This window comes from Erythrobacter sp. K21-9 (assembly GCF_055808355.1).
The window spans coordinates 1,216,232-1,232,406 of sequence record NZ_CM147866.1 but is presented as its reverse complement, the minus strand read 5'-3'; the positions used below and the strand labels follow the sequence as shown (position 1 = coordinate 1,232,406).

Genomic DNA, 16,175 nt, shown 5'->3' with positions numbered 1-16,175 from the left:
CTATGGCGCAACCTCCCATCCTCAGCCTCGAAGGGCTCGGCCTGCAGCAGGGCGGCCGCTGGCTGTTCGGCGGTCCCCAGCCGGGACAGGGCGCAGAGCCCATTGACCTGCATGTGCTGCCGGGCGACCGGCTCGCGCTGATCGGGCGCAACGGCGCGGGCAAGACAACGCTGCTCAAGCTGATCGACGACCGGATCGAGATGGACCGCGGCACGCGCCGGGTAAAACCGGGCACGCGCATCGTGTTCCTCGAGCAGGAGCCTGATTTCAGCGGCTTCGACACGCTGATGGATTTCGCGCTCGCTGGCGAGCATCCCCCTGCCGAATACGAAGTCGAAGCCATTACAGGACAGCTCGGCATCGACATGGCCACCGATGCGGAAAGCGCCAGCGGAGGCGAGCGGAGACGCGCCGCCATCGCACGAGCGCTGGCGCAGGATCCCGACCTGTTGCTGCTCGATGAGCCGACCAACCACCTCGACCTCAGCGCGATCGACTGGCTGGAGGACTGGCTGACCCGGTACAAGGGTGCATTCATCACGATCAGCCACGACCGGACCTTTCTCAAGCGCCTGACCCGCGCGACGCTGTGGCTGGACCGCGGGACAATGCGCCGCAAGGAGGTCGGCTTTGGCGGATACGAAGCGTGGGAAGAGCAGGTGTATGCCGAGGAAGCCCGCGCCGCCGAACGGCTCGATGCCAAGCTCAAGCTGGAGGCGCACTGGCTTGAGCGCGGGGTGACCGCGCGGCGCAAACGCAACCAGGGGCGGCTCGAAAAGCTTTACCAGATGCGCGCTACCCGCGCGGCCATGATTTCTGACAGCGGCACTGCCAAGCTCAAGCTTGCGAGCGACGACGACTTCAAATCGAAGTCGGTGATCGTTGCCGACAAGATCACCAAGAGCTTCGATGATCGCACCATCATCAAGCCGTTCTCCCTCCGCATCCAGAACGGCGATCGCATCGGCATCGTCGGTGCGAACGGCGCGGGCAAGACGACGCTGCTGCGCATGCTCACCGGAGAGCTTGAACCTGATAGCGGCACGATCACGCGCGCCGCTACGCTTTCGGGCGTGATGATCGACCAGCAGCGCCGTTTGCTCGAACCCGGCGCCAGCGTGCGCGATATCCTTGCAGAAGGCGGCGATTGGATCGACGTTCGGGGGCAGCGCAAGCATGTGCAGGCATATCTCAAGGACTTCCTGTTCGATCCCAAGATCGTCGACACCAAGGTCGGCATCCTCTCCGGTGGCGAACGCTCCCGGCTGCTGCTCGCCCGCGAGTTCGCCCGCACCGCCAACCTCCTCGTACTCGACGAACCGACCAATGATCTCGATCTCGAAACGCTCGACCTTCTGCAGGAGGTGATCGCCGATTTCGACGGCACGGTCCTGATCGTCAGCCACGACCGCGACTTCCTGGATCGCACCGTCACCCTCACGCTCGGCCTCGACGGGTCGGGCACGGTCGACGTCGTTGCAGGCGGGTACGAGGACTGGGAGGCCAAGCGGCAGAAGCGCGTCGTGGGCAAGTCCAGGCAGGCCTCCAAACCCGCCCCCGCGCCTTCGCCCGCACCTTCCCCGTCGAAGCCCGACAAGCTCTCCTACAAGGACCAGCGCGATTACGAGATCCTGCCTGCGCGGATTGAGGAGCTGGAAGCCGCGATTGCCAAGGCGCAGGCCATTCTTGCCGACCCCGATCTCTACGCATCGGACCAGCAGCGTTTTACCACCATCTCCAAGGGCCTCGAAAACGCGCGGGCCGAGAAGGACGCTGCCGAGGAGCGCTGGCTGACCCTTGCCGAACAGGTCGAGGGATGAGCGCGCAGCGGGCCGCCGACCTCCACCGCGAGATCGCCGCCTGCACCCTATGCGCCGAGCACCTGCCGCTCGGGCCGCGACCAGTCATCCAGTTCTCGCCGCGCTCGCGCATCGTCATCATCGGTCAGGCTCCCGGCACGAAGGTCCATGCCAGCGGCGTTCCGTGGGACGATGACAGCGGGGACCGGCTGCGCGGGTGGCTCGGCTTGGACAAACCCGCATTCTATGACCCCGACATCGTCGCGCTTGTACCGATGGGCTTCTGCTATCCGGGCAAAGCGAAGGGCGGCGATGCTCCTCCGCGACCAGAGTGCGCGCCCCGGTGGCACCAGCCCGTCCTCGACCTGCTCCCTGCACTCCGACTGACGCTGCTCGTCGGCTCGTACGCTCAGGCGCACTACCTCCCGCACACCCGCAAACTGACTATGACCGAGCGGGTCCGCCGTTACGCCGAATACGCCCCCTTCCTCCCCCTCCCTCATCCCTCGTGGAGGGTGCGGATGTGGAGCGCGCGGAACCCGTGGTTCGAGAGCGACGTGATACCGCAATTGCGCCAAGTAGTGGCCGAGGCGGCCTGCGCATGAGACACATGAGACAGTGTCCAGGGACCAAAATCCTCCGGCTCCGTTTGTCCTGATAGCGCCACATTCAAGGTTCATGGTGCGACGATCATTTTGGGGAGAACAGCCATGTCGATCGAACAACTTGCCAAGGATTTCACCAAGGCCGTCTCTGACGACGACGAAGCAGGATACCAGACCTACTGGGCCGACGATATCGTCAGCCTCGAACCCATGCCCGACAGCCCGATGGCGCGCGTCGAAGGGCGCGAGGCACTGCTGCAAAAACACGCTTGGTGGAACGAGAATGCGCAGGTCCACAGCTCGAGCGCCGACGGACCTTACGTCTTCGGCGATCAGTTCGCGGTGAATTATGAGATGGACGTCACGATGGATGGCGAACGCTCGCAGATGAAGGAGGTCGGGGTCTATACCGTCCGGGACGGCAAGATTGCGGAAGAGCGCTTCTTTTACGGTAGCTGATCCGCTCCGGTGAAAGATCGGCGACCTGCCTCACCCGATGCGATAGAAATCCGCGACCCGCTCCAGCGCAAGCTTGAGCACAAGCTTGCCGCTGCGCGCGGGCCAGCCAAGGCCCTTTTCCGCGTCCGGCAGGCCTTCGCCAGCGCACACCACGCGCCACAGCACATCGTCGAGGCCCTTGCCCGCCAGCGCCAGTGCGCCGTCGAAGCGGTCCTTTGCCGCAATCTGCTTTTCACCCGGTGAAAGCCCTTGATCGCCGGTGGCCTTGATCCGCACCGGGTCCCAGCGCATCGTGACATTCGGCGAAAGCTGCGCGCGCTCGTAATCGCGCCGCAGCGCCTCGCCCGCCTCGAACAGCCGCCGTTCGAGATGTCCGCGTGAATGCAGCCACTCGATCGGGCTTTCGCCGACATTCATCGTGACGGTGCGGCGCTTGCCCGTGGCTGCTCCGGACCGCTTCGGGCCTTCGCTTGTCAGTTCCTTTTCCACCAGTTTGCGTGGCATAACACATCCTCTTTTACCGAAATGGTGAAAAGGGGCTTGCATCAATCGGGCAGATGTAGGAAACAGCAATTATTACCAAATGGGTTCATTAAGCGATAAGTGAGAGCCAATGATCAACCGTATTCGCGATATTCGCAAGGCCAAGGGACTGACGCTCGCCGAGCTGGCCGAAGCCTGCGATCCGCCCACCACCGCCCAGACCATCGGGCGGCTGGAAACGGGAATGCGCAATCTCTCGATAAAGTGGATGGACCGGATCGGTGCGGCGCTGGGCGTCGATCCCGAAACGCTCGTGCGCTCCGATGACAATGCCCAGCCGCAGGTCATAGCGCGGCTTGGCGCGCAAGGGGCCGAGGCGCTGGACACTCCGGCAGAGGCGGTGCTGCCATCTGATCTGGCCGCACAATCCTCGGAGCGCCCGCTAACCGTGCTGAGTGTGACCGAGAGCATTGGCGAATACCGGCCCGGAGATTTGCTATGGTTGCGGCAGGTTGCACCGGAAGACGCTGCCGAGGCGATCAACCGCGATTGCCTGGTCCCGCGCCCCGGCGGACGCTTCGCATTCGGGCGGCTGATCGACCGGCGTGGCACATTGGTCGGATTGCTTCCTCCCGGCGCTGGGCAAAAGCAGCAGGTCGTGGACAATCCGCCATGGGTCGCCGTGGCCGTGATGCTGGTGCGGCCGCTTTGAGATTAAACAGGGAAACCGGCGCTTTAACTGTGTTTGTTGAAAGCATCTTACCCGCCGCACAAGACAATGCGGGACCTTGGATCAAGGAGCCATCGTGAAGCACGTTCTGGCCATCAGCACGCTCTACCCGAACGCGGTGAACCCGCGTTTCGGTACGTTCGTGGCGCGTTCTCTGGAGGCGCTGGCCAAACGCCGCGATTGGCAGGTTACCGTAATCAATCCGATCGGCATCCCGCCCGTCGCGGCAGGCCGCTACCGGGCGCTGTCGCAGCTCGATGAGATATCGAGCGAGGACGGGATCGAGGTCCACCGCCCGCGCTTCAGCCTGATCCCGAAGGTCGGGGCACGGCGCAACGTGGCGGCGATTGCCAAGGCCGTGCTCCCGCTGGCCGAGCGGATCAATGCAGAGCATCCGGTCGATATCGTCGATGCGCAGTTTTTCTTCCCCGATGGCCCGGCAGCCGCGCATGTCGCCAAGGCGCTTGGCACGCCGCTGTCGATCAAGGCGCGTGGCAGCGACATCTCCTATTGGGGGAAACAGGATTTTGCCCTTGAGCAAATGCTCGAAGCCGCGAATGCCGCGACCGGACTGCTATCGGTGAGCAAGGCACTGGCACGCGACATGGCCGCGCTCGGAATGCCGCAGGACAAGATCACGGTCCATTATACCGGCCTCGACCGCGACCGGTTTCGCCCGCTGGATCATACGCAGCTGCGCAGCCAGCTGGCGCAGGAACTGGGCTTTGCGATGCCCGACAACGCCCCGTTGCTGGTCAGCGTCGGCGCATTGATCGAACGCAAGGGCCAAGCCTGCGTCATAGCCGCTCTCCCCGATATTCCCGGTGCGCGCCTGGTGCTGGTCGGCCAGGGCGAGGACGAGGACAAACTGCGCGACCTTGCCATATCCACCGGCACATCGGAGCGCATCCTGTTTGCCGGTTCGCTCGATCACGACATGCTGCCGCTTATCCTCTCCGCCGCCGACGTGATGGTCCTGCCGACCGTCAGTGAGGGGCTGGCCAATGCATGGGTTGAAGCGCTCGCCTGCGGCACGCCAGTGGTGACCAGCGATGTCGGGGGTGCGCGCGAATTGATCGTGAACGATAATGCCGGTACCGCTTGCTGTCAGAGCGCACGCCGCAGGCGGTTGCCGAAGCGGTCAACGCAGTCCTGAACTTCCCGCCCAAGGCAATGAACGTGGCGGCGCTGGCCGAGCGCTTCAGCTGGGAAAACAACGCCGCCGAACTGGCTGCGCATTACGAGCGGTTGATAGCGAGCGCCTGAAGCGCCGCTTTTACACCTGCCCGCGCGCTTTCTTCTCCTGCAAGTCCGCCTCGGTTTCCTTCGGCACGAAGCTGTCCGAGGTCACGCCCAGCCAGATCAGGATCGGCGCCGCGAGATAGACGCTCGAATAGGTACCGATGAAGAGGCCCGCGGTTATCGCGAGGACGAGGCCGAACAGGCTCGCCGGGCCGAACAGCAGCAGCGGCAGCAGCGCGACAAGCAACGTCAGCGAGGTCATCACGGTGCGCGCCAGCGTCTCGTTGACGGACAGGTCGAGCAGCTCTGGCAGCGGCATCTTGCGATACTTCTTCAGGTTCTCGCGAATACGGTCATAGACGACGATCGTGTCGTTCAGCGAGTAACCGATGATCGCAAGGATCGCGGCGATGATCTGGAGCGAGAATTCGAGCTGGAAGACCGCGAATATGCCCAGCGTCACCGACACGTCATGGAACAGCGCGAACAGCGCGCCTGCGCCGAACTGCCACTCGAACCGGATCCAGATATACATCGCCACGCCCAGCATCGCGAGCGCAAGCGCGAGGACGGCGTCCTGCCGGAATTCGCCTGCAACCTTGCCTGAGACGGTGTTGTTGCCGTCGGTCCGAACCTCGTCATACTGGCCCTGGATCATGGCGATGACTTCATTGCCGATCTCGGTTGCAGCGCCGGGGGTATCTTCGACCTCTTCGGGCAGGGGAACACGGATCGAGACCACGTTCGGCGCACCGAATTCCTGGACCACGGGCGTTCCGTAGCCCAATCCGCCGACCAGCTCGCGCAGTTCGCCCACGGGGGCTTGATCGCGTTGTTCGAAGGTCAGTTGGACTTCCTGACCGCCGGCGAAATCGACCCCGTAATTGAGGCCTTGGGTGAGCACGGCGGCCCAGCTGCCGATGATCAGCAGGATGCTGAAGATAAAGAACGGGACACGCAGCTTCAGGAAGCGGATATTGGTGTCGGCGGGGACGAGTTTAAGCAGTTTCATGCGTGGTCCCTCCTCAAACGTTGATGTCGCTGGGGCGCTTGGCCCGAAGGTATCCGGCGACCCACATGCGGGTCAGCGTCAATGCGGTGAAGACGGACGTGAACAGCCCGATGATCAGCACGACGGCAAAGCCGCGCACTGGGCCAGAGCCGAACAGGAACAGCAGCACGCCCGCGATGAAGTTCGTGATATTGGCGTCGTAAATCGCGCGGCTCGCTTCCTTGTAGCCATTCTCGACCGCCGCGATCACGCGCCGCCCGCGCTTGCGCTCTTCGCGAATACGCTCGTTGATGAGCACGTTCGCATCGACCGCCGCGCCGATCGTGAGCACGAAACCGGCGATTCCCGGCAGGGTGAGCGTCGTGTTGAGGCCCGCCATGATGCCGAGCAGGATCAACACGTTGAAGAACAGCGCAATCGTTGCATAGATGCCGAAGCGGCCATAGGTCGCGATCATCAACGCGATCACAGCAAAGCTGCCGATCAGCATCGCAATGAGCCCCCTCTGGATCGAATCCGCGCCCAGCTCAGCGCTGACCGTGCGCTCCTCGATCACCGTCAGCGGAACCGGCAGAGCGCCCGAACGCAACGAAATCGCAAGGTTGTTCGCGCTTTCGGCAGTGAAACTGCCTGAGATCTGCGCCGAGCCTCCGAGGATCGGTTCGCGGAATACAGGGGTCGAGAGCACCTCGCCGTCGAGGATGATCGCGAATTGCTTGCCGACATTCTGGGTCGAAAGCTGCGCGAATTTCTGGCCGCCCTGCTGGTCGAACTGGATGTTGACGACGTCTTCATTGGTGTCGGGGCTGATGCCGGATTGCGCGCCCGTCAGGCTGTCGCCGCGAATACCGCCCAGCCGCTTGACCGCGACCGACTGGCCTTCAAGATTACTTCCTTCGCTATAGGGGAAAATCTGGCTTCCCGGAGGTGCAATGCCGGCCTGGATGTTGGTGATCAGCGCGTTCTCATCGACCAGCTTGAACTCGAGCTGTGCGGTCTGGCCCAGCAATTCCTTAAGCGCCTCGGGATCTTCGAGACCCGGCACCTGCACCACGATCCGCGTGTCGCCTTGGCGAATAATCGTCGGCTCGCGCGTGCCCAGTTCATCGATACGGCGGCGCACCACTTCGGTCGCGCTTTCCATCGCATCGTTCACCGCATTCTCAGTCCCGCCCTGTGTCGGGGTCAGCACCATGCGCTGGGTATCGACGACCGTAAGATCCCATTCGCGGACGAGGTCCGGACCCTGCATCATCGGTTCGAGGATGCCGCGCGCCCGGTCGATATCGCTCACGCTGTCGAGCATGAACGACAATTCGCCGCCTGCCGTCGAGACATCGCCGATGCGAATGCGCGGTTCGGCATTGCGCATCGCGGCGCGCACGGCCTCTTCCATGTTTTCGAGCCGTTGCGCTGCAACCTCTTCGCCTTCCGCCTCAAGCAGCAGGTGCGATCCGCCCGCAAGGTCGAGGCCGAGATTGACGGTCGGCTCCGGCAGGGCATCGGGCCAGTCCCCGCCGGTCGCATTGTACAGCGAGGGTATCGCTGCCGCCACGGCGAGTAGGGTCAGGACCCACAGCCAAATTTTCTTCCAAAGGGGGAAATCGAGCATCGGAGCTGTATCTCAGTCGTGAAGGGAGTGTGCTTGTGGTGTCGCTATCAGTCGTTGGCTGCACTGCCGCCCGGCGGGATGATATCGCCGATCGTGTGCTTGACCGCCTTGACGCGGACATCCTTTGCCAGATCGATCTCGACATAGGTGTCGTCGACCTTCACGACTTTGCCGACAAGTCCGCCCTGGGTAACGACCTGGTCGCCTTTCTTCAGCCCGGCGACCTTTTCCTGGTGTTCCTTCGTGCGCTTCATCTGCGGACGGATGATCAGGAACCAGAAGATCAGGATCATGCCGATGATCGGCAGCCAGTTGATCCAGGCGGGCGGCGCTTCACCGGCGGCTGCGCCTGCTGCGGCGAGAATTTCAAACATGTGTCATCGAACCCAGTACAAGTTGGTAATGATCTACGTATGGCGCGGGATCGCGGCATTTCTGCCTACGCGGCCCCTCCCCTTAGCTTCAAGTGGGCGCGCCTAGCAGCATTGCAAGCGCCTCGCAATCGAACCTCAAGAGCGCGCGCCAAGCTTTTCCCGCGATTTTGCCCGACGAACCTTTTCGATCGCGCTTGCATGGCGACATCCATCGCCGTATAGGCCGCGCCTCCACTGGAACGGGACGTAGCGCAGCCTGGTAGCGCATCACACTGGGGGTGTGGGGGTCGCTGGTTCGAATCCAGTCGTCCCGACCAGTGGAAACACTCATTGAATCGAGAACTGCTGCTGCCAAACCGAAATGGCGGCGCGCAGCATTGCGGGCCGAAATGCCACTCGCACAAGCCAAGCTTGTTGCGATTTTGCAACAAGCACTCAAAAGAACGATCTGACGGGCGGAGTTGCATTGTCTGCAAGCGAGTCCGCAGCCATGATTATTGCTTGTCGCAATTGTTCTATGCGGGCTCAAATTTCCTCGTCCCCGCATCTAATGGAGTCGTAACATGAAATCTTTCACACGTTTGCAAGGCCGCAAAAGCGCTTTGCTGACCGGGGCAGGACTTGCTGCCCTTTCCCTCTTCGCACCTGCAGCCGCTTCGGCGCAGTCCGCACCTGACGCCGACGTCACGACCCAAGGCAACCAGGCCGAACCGGGCGACGTCATCGTCGTCACCGGTACCCGCATCCAGCGCCCTGAAGCAGCAACCGCTACTCCGATCGTTGCCGTCACTGCCGAGAATATCGAGCAGTCGGGTCTGACGAACGTGACCGAGTTGCTGACCCAGACGCCGGCCCTGTTCAATTCGGAAGACAATTTCGATGCCGCCGGTTCACAGGCCCGTACCGGTGCCGCTGGCGTCAACCTCCTCGACCTTCGCAATCTCGGCCCGAACCGCACTCTGGTGCTGGTCGATGGCCGCCGTCATATCGCCGGTGTATCCGGTGAAGCTGCGGTCGACATCAACACGATCCCTGTCGGCCTGATCGAACGTATCGACGTGCTGACCGGCGGTGTCTCGTCGGTCTATGGTGCCGACGGTGTTTCGGGCGTGGTGAACTTCATCATGCGCCGCGATTTCGAAGGCGTCGATTTCCGCGCGCAGCAAGGCGTGTCTGATTTCGGCGATGCCGAGAGCACCTTTGTTTCCGCAACTGTCGGCAAGAACTTCGCCGATGACCGCGCCAACATCGCGCTGTCCTATGAATTCCGCAAGGATGCCCGTGTCGATGCGCTGGCGCGTCCCAACGGCCGGTTCACAGCCGATACGCTGGTCCGCAACCCGAACGACATTCCCGATGATCCCAACATTCCCGACAATGTTTTCCTCGACCGTATCGGTTGGTCTGACAGCTCGCCGGGCGGCGGTATCGTCATCGACGGTTCGTTCACTCCAGCCTTCAACGGCGACGGAACGCCATACGATCCGGGTCTCTTCCTGCCGCAGTCGGGCTTCCTTGCACAGGGCGGTGACAACACCCCGATCAACAGCTATCAGGGCGACCTTCAGGCAGGGACCGAGCACCACTCGTTCAACGCGTTCTTTAATTACGAGTTGACGCCGGACATTAGGTTCTTCGCCGAAGGCAAGTACGTAAAGACTGACAACTTCACGGTTGCTCAGCCATCGTTCGACTTCTTCACGTTCATCTCCGAAGACAGCCCGCTGATCCCTGCCAACATCCGTGCAGCGGGTCTTGGTACGTTTGGCGGCGTCCTCTTCAACCGAGACAACTTCGATTTCGGAACGCGCGATGAAATCTTCGAGCGTGACCTTTATCGTACGGTCGTTGGCTTCGAAGGCGACATCAACGAAAACACCCGGTTCGAGATCAGCTATGTCTATGGCAAGAACGACACGAAATACACCTCGACCAACCAGCGCATTGAAGACCGGTACTTCGCGGCGCTGGATGCCGTCGATGCAGGCGCGTTCCTGACCGGTACGCCGAACGGCGTCGTCGATTGCCGCGTCAACCTCGATGGCGGCGCGATCGTCGATGCTGGCAACCTCAATTACGGCGAAGCGCCGCAGACGTTCTCGCCCGGCCAATGTGTGCCTCTGAACATCTTCGGTGAAGGTGCACCGAGCGCTGATGCGCTCGCATTCATCCTCGCCGATACCTCCAACGTCTTCTCCCTAGACCAGCACGTGATCAACGGCTTCGTTTCGGGGGACTTCGGCGCGATTTTCGAACTGCCCGGCGGCGCGATCAGTTATGCCTTCGGCGCCGAGTACCGTGACGAAGGGAGCGATTTCGAACCAGATACCATCTCGACGCAAGTAGCGACTTTCGATCCGCCTACCGGTCCGGACGACGTTGGGTCGGGCGTGTTGCAGGATCTCGCGTTGCTTGGCAACGAACTCGGTGGGTTCGATGTCTGGGAAGTCTTCGGCGAGATCAACCTGCCGATCCTTTCCGACGTGCCATTCTTCGAATTGCTCGAAGTCACGGTGGCGGCCCGGTATTCCGACTACTCGACGATTGGCAGCACTGAAGCGTGGTCGGTCAACGGCCAGTGGGCACCGATCGAGGACATCCGCTTCCGCGGCGGATATTCGGAATCGGTTCGCGCACCGAACATCACCGAGCTGTTCGCTCCGCGCACCGGTACTTTTGCGTTTCTGGCCGATCCTTGCAGCCCGGCCAACATCAACCAGGGCACCTCGTTCCGCGTCTCCAATTGCGAAACGCTGATCAATGGGCTTGGGGCAGACTTCAACACGTTCGATTTTGACAGCGACATCGCTTCGAGTGCGAGCCTTGAAGGTGTGGTTTCGGGTAACCGCAACCTTACTGAAGAGGATGCCGAGACCTGGACTGCGGGTGTAATCCTGCAGCCGCGCTTCGTTCCGGGCTTTACTCTCACGTTCGACTGGTATGATATCCGTCTAACGAATGCGGTTCGAACCCCTACACTGACCGAAACGGCGGAGTTCTGTGTGGACTCGCCGGACCTTAACAACGTGTTTTGTGATGCGATCACGCGCGATACAGGTACCGCATTCGTATCTAACTTCATCCTTGGCCCGCAGAACGTGGCGTTTCTCGAAACTGCCGGTGCCGATATCACGCTCAATTACAGCTTTGAGCCAGGCGATATTGGCCGGATCAATCTGCGAGGAACCTTGGGCTACCTCGACAAGCTCGAATTCCTGCCAGCCAATGGCGGCATCGTCGATGACGATCGCGGTGAAATCGGCTCGCCAGAATGGGTTGGCAATGCCGACATCACTTGGGAGAAGGACAACTTCCTGCTCAATTACGGTGTCCAGTACATCGGTGAACAGCTGCGGTTCGAAATCGACGAAATCGCAGGTGATCCCGATATTGCGGCACCTGAGTTCCTCGAAATCGACTCGCGGTTCATCCACGATCTGCGGGCCGAATTCCGGACCGATGATGAACGTGCGAGCTTCTTCCTTGGGGTGAACAACTTCACCAATGAACTGCCGTCACGCGGTTTGGACAACACCCCGACCGGCTGGCTTGGCCGCTACTTCTACGCAGGCTTCCGCTTCACCACGGAACAGCTCGGGTTCTAAGACACGAGCAACCTGAAATACAGAAAGGGCGCCCTTCGCGGCGCCCTTTTTTCATCTCGCTCTTGGTAGACCGTGATGAAGCGAGCTAGGTGACGCGTCATGAAAGTTAGCGACAAACTGAACTCCGCGGGCCCTGACGACCGGCTGCGGCGTATCGTCATCGTTGGCGGCGGCACTGCCGGGTGGATGGCGGCCGCGGCGCTCTCCCGTGTGACGACGACGCCGATCGTGCTGATCGAATCCGACGCGATTGGAACGGTCGGCGTAGGCGAAGCGACCATCCCACAGATACGCACATTCAACCGCGCCTTGGGCATAGATGAACGCGAGTTCGTCCGCGAGACCAAGGCGACTTTCAAGCTCGGCATCCGCTTCGTCGGCTGGAACGGTGAAGGCAGCGACTACCTTCACGCGTTTGGCCAAGTAGGTCAGAACACAGGCGTCATTCCCTTCCACCATCTCTGGCTGCGCGGTCAAGAAATGGGATTGGCCGGACCGTTCGGCGATTACGCGATCAATGATGTCGCAGCGCGTGCAGGCAAGATGGCGATGCCGGGCGGCGGTTTGCCTGCCCAGGGCGTGAACATGCCTTGGGCCTATCATTTCGATGCTTCGCTTTACGCAGCCTTTCTTCGCCGGTTTGCGGAAGACAAGAGCGTCGAGCGGATCGAGGGGAAGATCGCGGAGGTTGCTATCGGCTCCGATCGCAAATCGATCCGAAGCGTATCACTCGAGGATGGCCGAAGCATCGAGGGTGATTTCTTCGTCGATTGCTCCGGATTTCGCGCCCTGCTGATATCGAAGCTCGAAGGTTCGGACTACCGCGACTGGAGCCATTGGCTGCCCTGCAACAGCGCGCAGGCCGTGCCGTGCCAGAGCGACAAAGCCCCGCCTCCGTTCACAACGTCGACGGCCCACAAGGCTGGCTGGCAATGGCGCATCCCGCTCCAGCACAGGACCGGCAACGGTGTGGTGTATTGCAGCGATTTCATGGAGGATGGCGAGGCGCGGGACCACCTGCTGGCCAATATCGAGGGCAGCCCAAGCGCAGAACCCCGCCAGATCCGCTTTCAGACCGGCACGCGCGCAAAGCACTGGATCGGAAACTGCATGGCCGTGGGCCTGTCAGCAGGGTTTCTCGAACCGCTCGAATCCACCAGTATCCACCTGATCCAGTATTCGGTGGCGCGCCTGATGGCGATGCTTCCGCGCCGCAAGCCGGATCCCGCCATCACCGCGGCATTCAACCACGAGATCTCGCGGCAATGGACCCGGATCAGGGATTTCCTGATCCTGCATTACTGGGCCAACGGGCGCGAAGGCGAAGCGTACTGGGATGCGTGCCGCAGCATGGAGCTACCGGATACGCTGGCGGCAAAGATCGAACAGTTTCGAGCAGCCGGACATTTCATTCGCGAAGAAGAAGAATTGTTCACCGAAGTTGGCTGGTCGCAGGTATTTCTCGGCCAAGGCGTGATTCCGCAAAGCTGGCACCCGCTTGCCGATGAAATGACGGACAGCGAGCTCAGCGATCTCCTCGCGAAAATCAGTGCACAGAACAGCGAATTGACGAAAGCCATGCCGCCGCATGAGCGGTTCGTCGAAGCCTTCATACAAAGCTGATCACGTTTTCTTGGGCTTGCGAATGGACGGGTTCATCCTCGCTTTCGTGGCGTGGTCGAGCAACCGCATGGGCGGATGAATTGCCGTGCGCCCTATCGCTCGATCCGCATGGAGTAATGCATCAGGAGGCGCGGCGCTGCCTGACCGGATAGACCTGCGCAATGGCTGTTTGGAGATTGTTTACGTCGAGCGATCTCTCGATCACCGCCACATCTTCGGACGTCTCTGGGCGGCTCATTTGCGATATATCCAGTCACGAATATGATCTGCGCGCCCGTATTGGTGAGTTGGCGGGCCACTGCAAAATTCTTGGTCAATCCCGATTGTCCCAGCCTGTGGAACGTTCGTCGAATAGTGCCGCTGTGTTTCTCACCAAGCGTTTGCCAAGCGATTGTTTTCGTTCATGGCGTTGTTTCAAGCGTGCGCCGAGCGCTATCACTTCCCAGAACGAGAGCGTATGAGCCTCTATCCCTTACTCCTGACCGCCAGTTTCGGCGCTTTTACGCTGGCTCCCGCTGCGGCGGATGCGGTAAGCGGAGACGTGTCCGTGGCATCGGACGGTGCTGCCGCGCAGGAAGGATCGTCGGAGACCGGCTCAGCGCGAACTCGCCGGGTCTTCACGCCTGAGGATTTCGAACGCTTCGCCCCTCGCAGTGCGCTCGACATGGCGCGGCAGATTCCCGGCTTTTCGATCCAGTCGGACGAGGGCAATCGCGGTCTCGGCCAAGCCAGCACCAATGTCATCATCAACGGCCAGCGTATATCGGGCAAGTCCAACGGCCCGGTCGAGGCGCTTCAACGCATCCCCGCAGACGAGGTCGTGCGGCTGGAGATCGTAGACGGGGCGAGCCTCGATATCGGCGGCCTCACCGGTCAGGTCCTGAATGTCATCACCCGCTCGACCGGAGGAGTGACCGGACAGTTCCGCTATTCTGCAGAATGGCGATCGTTTGGCGTTCCGTTCCGCTGGGGCGATGGGCAAGTTTCTCTCGCGGGCGGGGGCGAAAATACCGAATGGACGCTGAGCCTGGAAAACGATGCCGGGCGGCGCGGCAATGAGGGGATCGAACGGGTCTTCGATGCCGCAGGCAACCTGATCGACACTCGCGATGAGCAGTCCAATTTCAATTCGGATCGCATGACCCTGTCGGGCTCTTATGCGCATTCGGCCATCAACGGCAATATCCTCAACCTGACCGGCAGCCTGGGTGGCAATATCAGGCGCAACCGCGAGGTGTCCGAGCGCAGCGGCATCATCGACACCGTCGACCGGCTGCGGCGCTTCACGACGACGGAAGACGAGTTCAATTACGAGGTCGGCGCGGACTACAGCTTTGCTCTCGGCGGCGGCCGACTAAAGCTGATTGGATACAATCGGTACGAGGACAGCCCGACCGTCTCTGCCGTGGTGACCTCCTTCGCCGACGGTACCGCGCGCTCGAAGGGTCCGTATTCGCACGCGACGCCGATGAAGGCGAAACGATTGCGCGCGGCGAATATTCGTTCGGCGGGCTCGGCGGCGATCTGCAGATTGCGCTGGAGGGAGTGAAGAATTTCCTCGACATTGAATCCTCACTTCAGGAACGCGATGCCTTTGGCGATTTGCAGCCCGTCCAGTTCGAGGGAGCGAGCGCACGGGTAGAAGAAGACCGAGCCGAGGGCAGCGTCACCTTCAACCGCGCACTGGCAGAGAGCCTGCAGATGCAGATCTCGCTCGGCGGAGAATATTCCAAGATCAGCCAGTCCGGCGAAGCCGGGCAGACGCGCACATTTTATCGTCCCAAGGGGTTTGCTGCGTTTGATTGGAAAGCGGGCCGCACGCTCAATCTGTCTGGCCGGGTCGAGCGCGTTGTCGGCCAGCTCGACTTCTTCGATTTTATCGCCACGACGGATCTCGACCAGGACCGCGTCGATGTCACCAATGCAAACCTCGTCCCGCCGCAAAGCTGGCTGTTTGAAGTCGAGGCGACGCAGGACCTGAGCGCGCTCGGGCTCGGTGCACTGGGATCGCTTAACCTGCGCGCTTTCCACGAAGAGATCAGCGATATTGTCGACCAGATCCCGATTGCAGGTGGCGGAGAATCTCCCGGCAACATCGATTCCGCTACCCGTAGCGGTATCGATGCAGAGCTCACACTGTTGTTCGATCCGGTCGGCATCCCCGGTTTGCGGCTGGATGCGGAATTGGAATGGTCGGACAGCGAATTGCTCGATCCCCTGCTCGGCACACCGCGCCAGCTCTCGGATTTCCGCTTCATCGAATTCGAGCTGGACGTGCGAAAAGACTTCATCGGCACGCCCTGGGCAATCGGCGCCTTCTATCGCTTCGACGAGAACCGCCCCAGCCTTCGTCTCGGCGAAGTGTCGCAGCGTATCGAAACGCTCGGCTTTGCGAGAGTATTCGTCGAGCACAAGGACGTGTTCGGCATGACTGCGCGGTTGAGGGTCGGAAACCTGCTCGACCAAAAAGACGAATTCGACCGTACGATCTTCATTGACCGTCGCGCAGGCATTGTCGATTTTCGCGAGGAGCGGCGGCGCCGCTTCGGCACGATTTATTCCTTCGACATCGAAGGTTCGTTCTAGCGGTTGCGCGGCTCACCCTGCCCGCCTAACCGGTCGGCACGAGAG

General features: G+C 61.4%; 14 protein-coding genes and 1 tRNA gene. 11 read left to right on the top strand and 4 right to left on the bottom strand.

What is annotated here, in order from left to right; translation table 11 throughout:
* Positions 1-2 precede the first annotated feature (2 nt).
* From AC0L39_RS06225 to AC0L39_RS06215, 3 genes are all read left to right on the top strand, one after another.
* On the top strand, positions 3-1,820 hold the full coding sequence (locus tag AC0L39_RS06225; RefSeq protein WP_473261621.1) for an ABC-F family ATP-binding cassette domain-containing protein: 1,818 nt from the start codon (positions 3-5) through the stop codon (positions 1,818-1,820).
* On the top strand, positions 1,817-2,404 hold the full coding sequence (locus AC0L39_RS06220) for a uracil-DNA glycosylase family protein (protein WP_473261619.1): 588 nt from the start codon (positions 1,817-1,819) through the stop codon (positions 2,402-2,404). The genes AC0L39_RS06225 and AC0L39_RS06220 overlap by 4 nt, the downstream gene beginning before the upstream one ends.
* Before the next feature lie 105 nt (positions 2,405-2,509).
* Positions 2,510-2,863 (top strand): SnoaL-like domain-containing protein, encoded by a 354-nt coding sequence (locus AC0L39_RS06215; protein ID WP_473261618.1) that lies wholly within the window; start codon positions 2,510-2,512, stop codon positions 2,861-2,863.
* Positions 2,864-2,893: 30 nt separating this feature from the next.
* On the opposite strand, the gene AC0L39_RS06210 is transcribed toward AC0L39_RS06215, so the two are convergent.
* Positions 2,894-3,367, bottom strand: coding sequence for a DUF6456 domain-containing protein (locus AC0L39_RS06210; protein ID WP_473261616.1), 474 nt, complete (start codon positions 3,365-3,367; stop codon positions 2,894-2,896).
* Positions 3,368-3,476: 109 nt separating this feature from the next.
* Here AC0L39_RS06210 and AC0L39_RS06205 point away from each other — a divergent pair, with 109 nt between their 5' ends.
* The 3 genes from AC0L39_RS06205 (at position 3,477) to AC0L39_RS06195 (ending at position 5,342) form a co-directional block, all read left to right on the top strand.
* Positions 3,477-4,058, top strand: coding sequence for a helix-turn-helix domain-containing protein (locus AC0L39_RS06205; RefSeq protein WP_473261614.1), 582 nt, complete (start codon positions 3,477-3,479; stop codon positions 4,056-4,058).
* Between the two features lie 94 nt (positions 4,059-4,152).
* Positions 4,153-5,232: a glycosyltransferase gene (locus tag AC0L39_RS06200; RefSeq protein WP_473261613.1), complete on the top strand. Its 1,080-nt coding sequence runs from the start codon at positions 4,153-4,155 to the stop codon at positions 5,230-5,232.
* Entirely contained in the window at positions 5,178-5,342 is a 165-nt protein-coding gene (locus AC0L39_RS06195; RefSeq protein WP_473261612.1) for a hypothetical protein, read from the top strand. Before AC0L39_RS06200 ends, AC0L39_RS06195 begins: the two co-directional genes overlap by 55 nt.
* A 10-nt stretch (positions 5,343-5,352) precedes the next feature.
* Here the strand turns inward: AC0L39_RS06195 and secF are convergent, their stop codons facing one another.
* Genes secF through yajC form a run of 3 tightly spaced genes read right to left on the bottom strand, consistent with a single transcriptional unit; the run spans position 5,353 to position 8,316 of the window.
* Positions 5,353-6,330 carry a protein translocase subunit SecF gene (gene secF, locus AC0L39_RS06190; protein ID WP_473261610.1) on the bottom strand — a complete coding sequence of 326 codons (978 nt, stop codon included), beginning with the start codon at positions 6,328-6,330 and terminating at the stop codon, positions 5,353-5,355.
* 13 nt (positions 6,331-6,343) lie between these two features.
* Positions 6,344-7,942 (bottom strand): protein translocase subunit SecD, encoded by a 1,599-nt coding sequence (secD, locus tag AC0L39_RS06185; RefSeq protein ID WP_473261608.1) that lies wholly within the window; start codon positions 7,940-7,942, stop codon positions 6,344-6,346.
* Between the two features lie 47 nt (positions 7,943-7,989).
* Positions 7,990-8,316 carry a preprotein translocase subunit YajC gene (gene yajC, locus AC0L39_RS06180; protein WP_218315158.1) on the bottom strand — a complete coding sequence of 109 codons (327 nt, stop codon included), beginning with the start codon at positions 8,314-8,316 and terminating at the stop codon, positions 7,990-7,992.
* Between the two features lie 240 nt (positions 8,317-8,556).
* On the opposite strand from yajC, the gene AC0L39_RS06175 reads away from it, so the two are divergent.
* The 5 genes from AC0L39_RS06175 (at position 8,557) to AC0L39_RS06155 (ending at position 16,130) form a co-directional block, all read left to right on the top strand.
* Positions 8,557-8,633: transfer RNA gene (locus AC0L39_RS06175), tRNA-Pro, on the top strand.
* Between the two features lie 246 nt (positions 8,634-8,879).
* A complete protein-coding gene (locus AC0L39_RS06170) occupies positions 8,880-11,921 on the top strand; it encodes a TonB-dependent receptor domain-containing protein (RefSeq protein WP_473261606.1) in 3,042 nt (1,013 codons plus the stop codon).
* A gap of 99 nt (positions 11,922-12,020) precedes the next feature.
* The gene (locus tag AC0L39_RS06165) at positions 12,021-13,544 is read left to right on the top strand and encodes a tryptophan halogenase family protein (protein ID WP_473261604.1); all 1,524 of its coding nucleotides are present in this window, start codon (positions 12,021-12,023) and stop codon (positions 13,542-13,544) included.
* Between the two features lie 403 nt (positions 13,545-13,947).
* Positions 13,948-15,093 (top strand): TonB-dependent receptor plug domain-containing protein, encoded by a 1,146-nt coding sequence (locus tag AC0L39_RS06160; RefSeq protein WP_473261603.1) that lies wholly within the window; start codon positions 13,948-13,950, stop codon positions 15,091-15,093.
* Positions 15,090-16,130, top strand: a complete 1,041-nt coding sequence (locus AC0L39_RS06155) for a hypothetical protein (protein ID WP_473261601.1) — start codon at positions 15,090-15,092, stop codon at positions 16,128-16,130. Before AC0L39_RS06160 ends, AC0L39_RS06155 begins: the two co-directional genes overlap by 4 nt.
* The last annotated feature ends 45 nt before the right edge of the window (positions 16,131-16,175 follow it).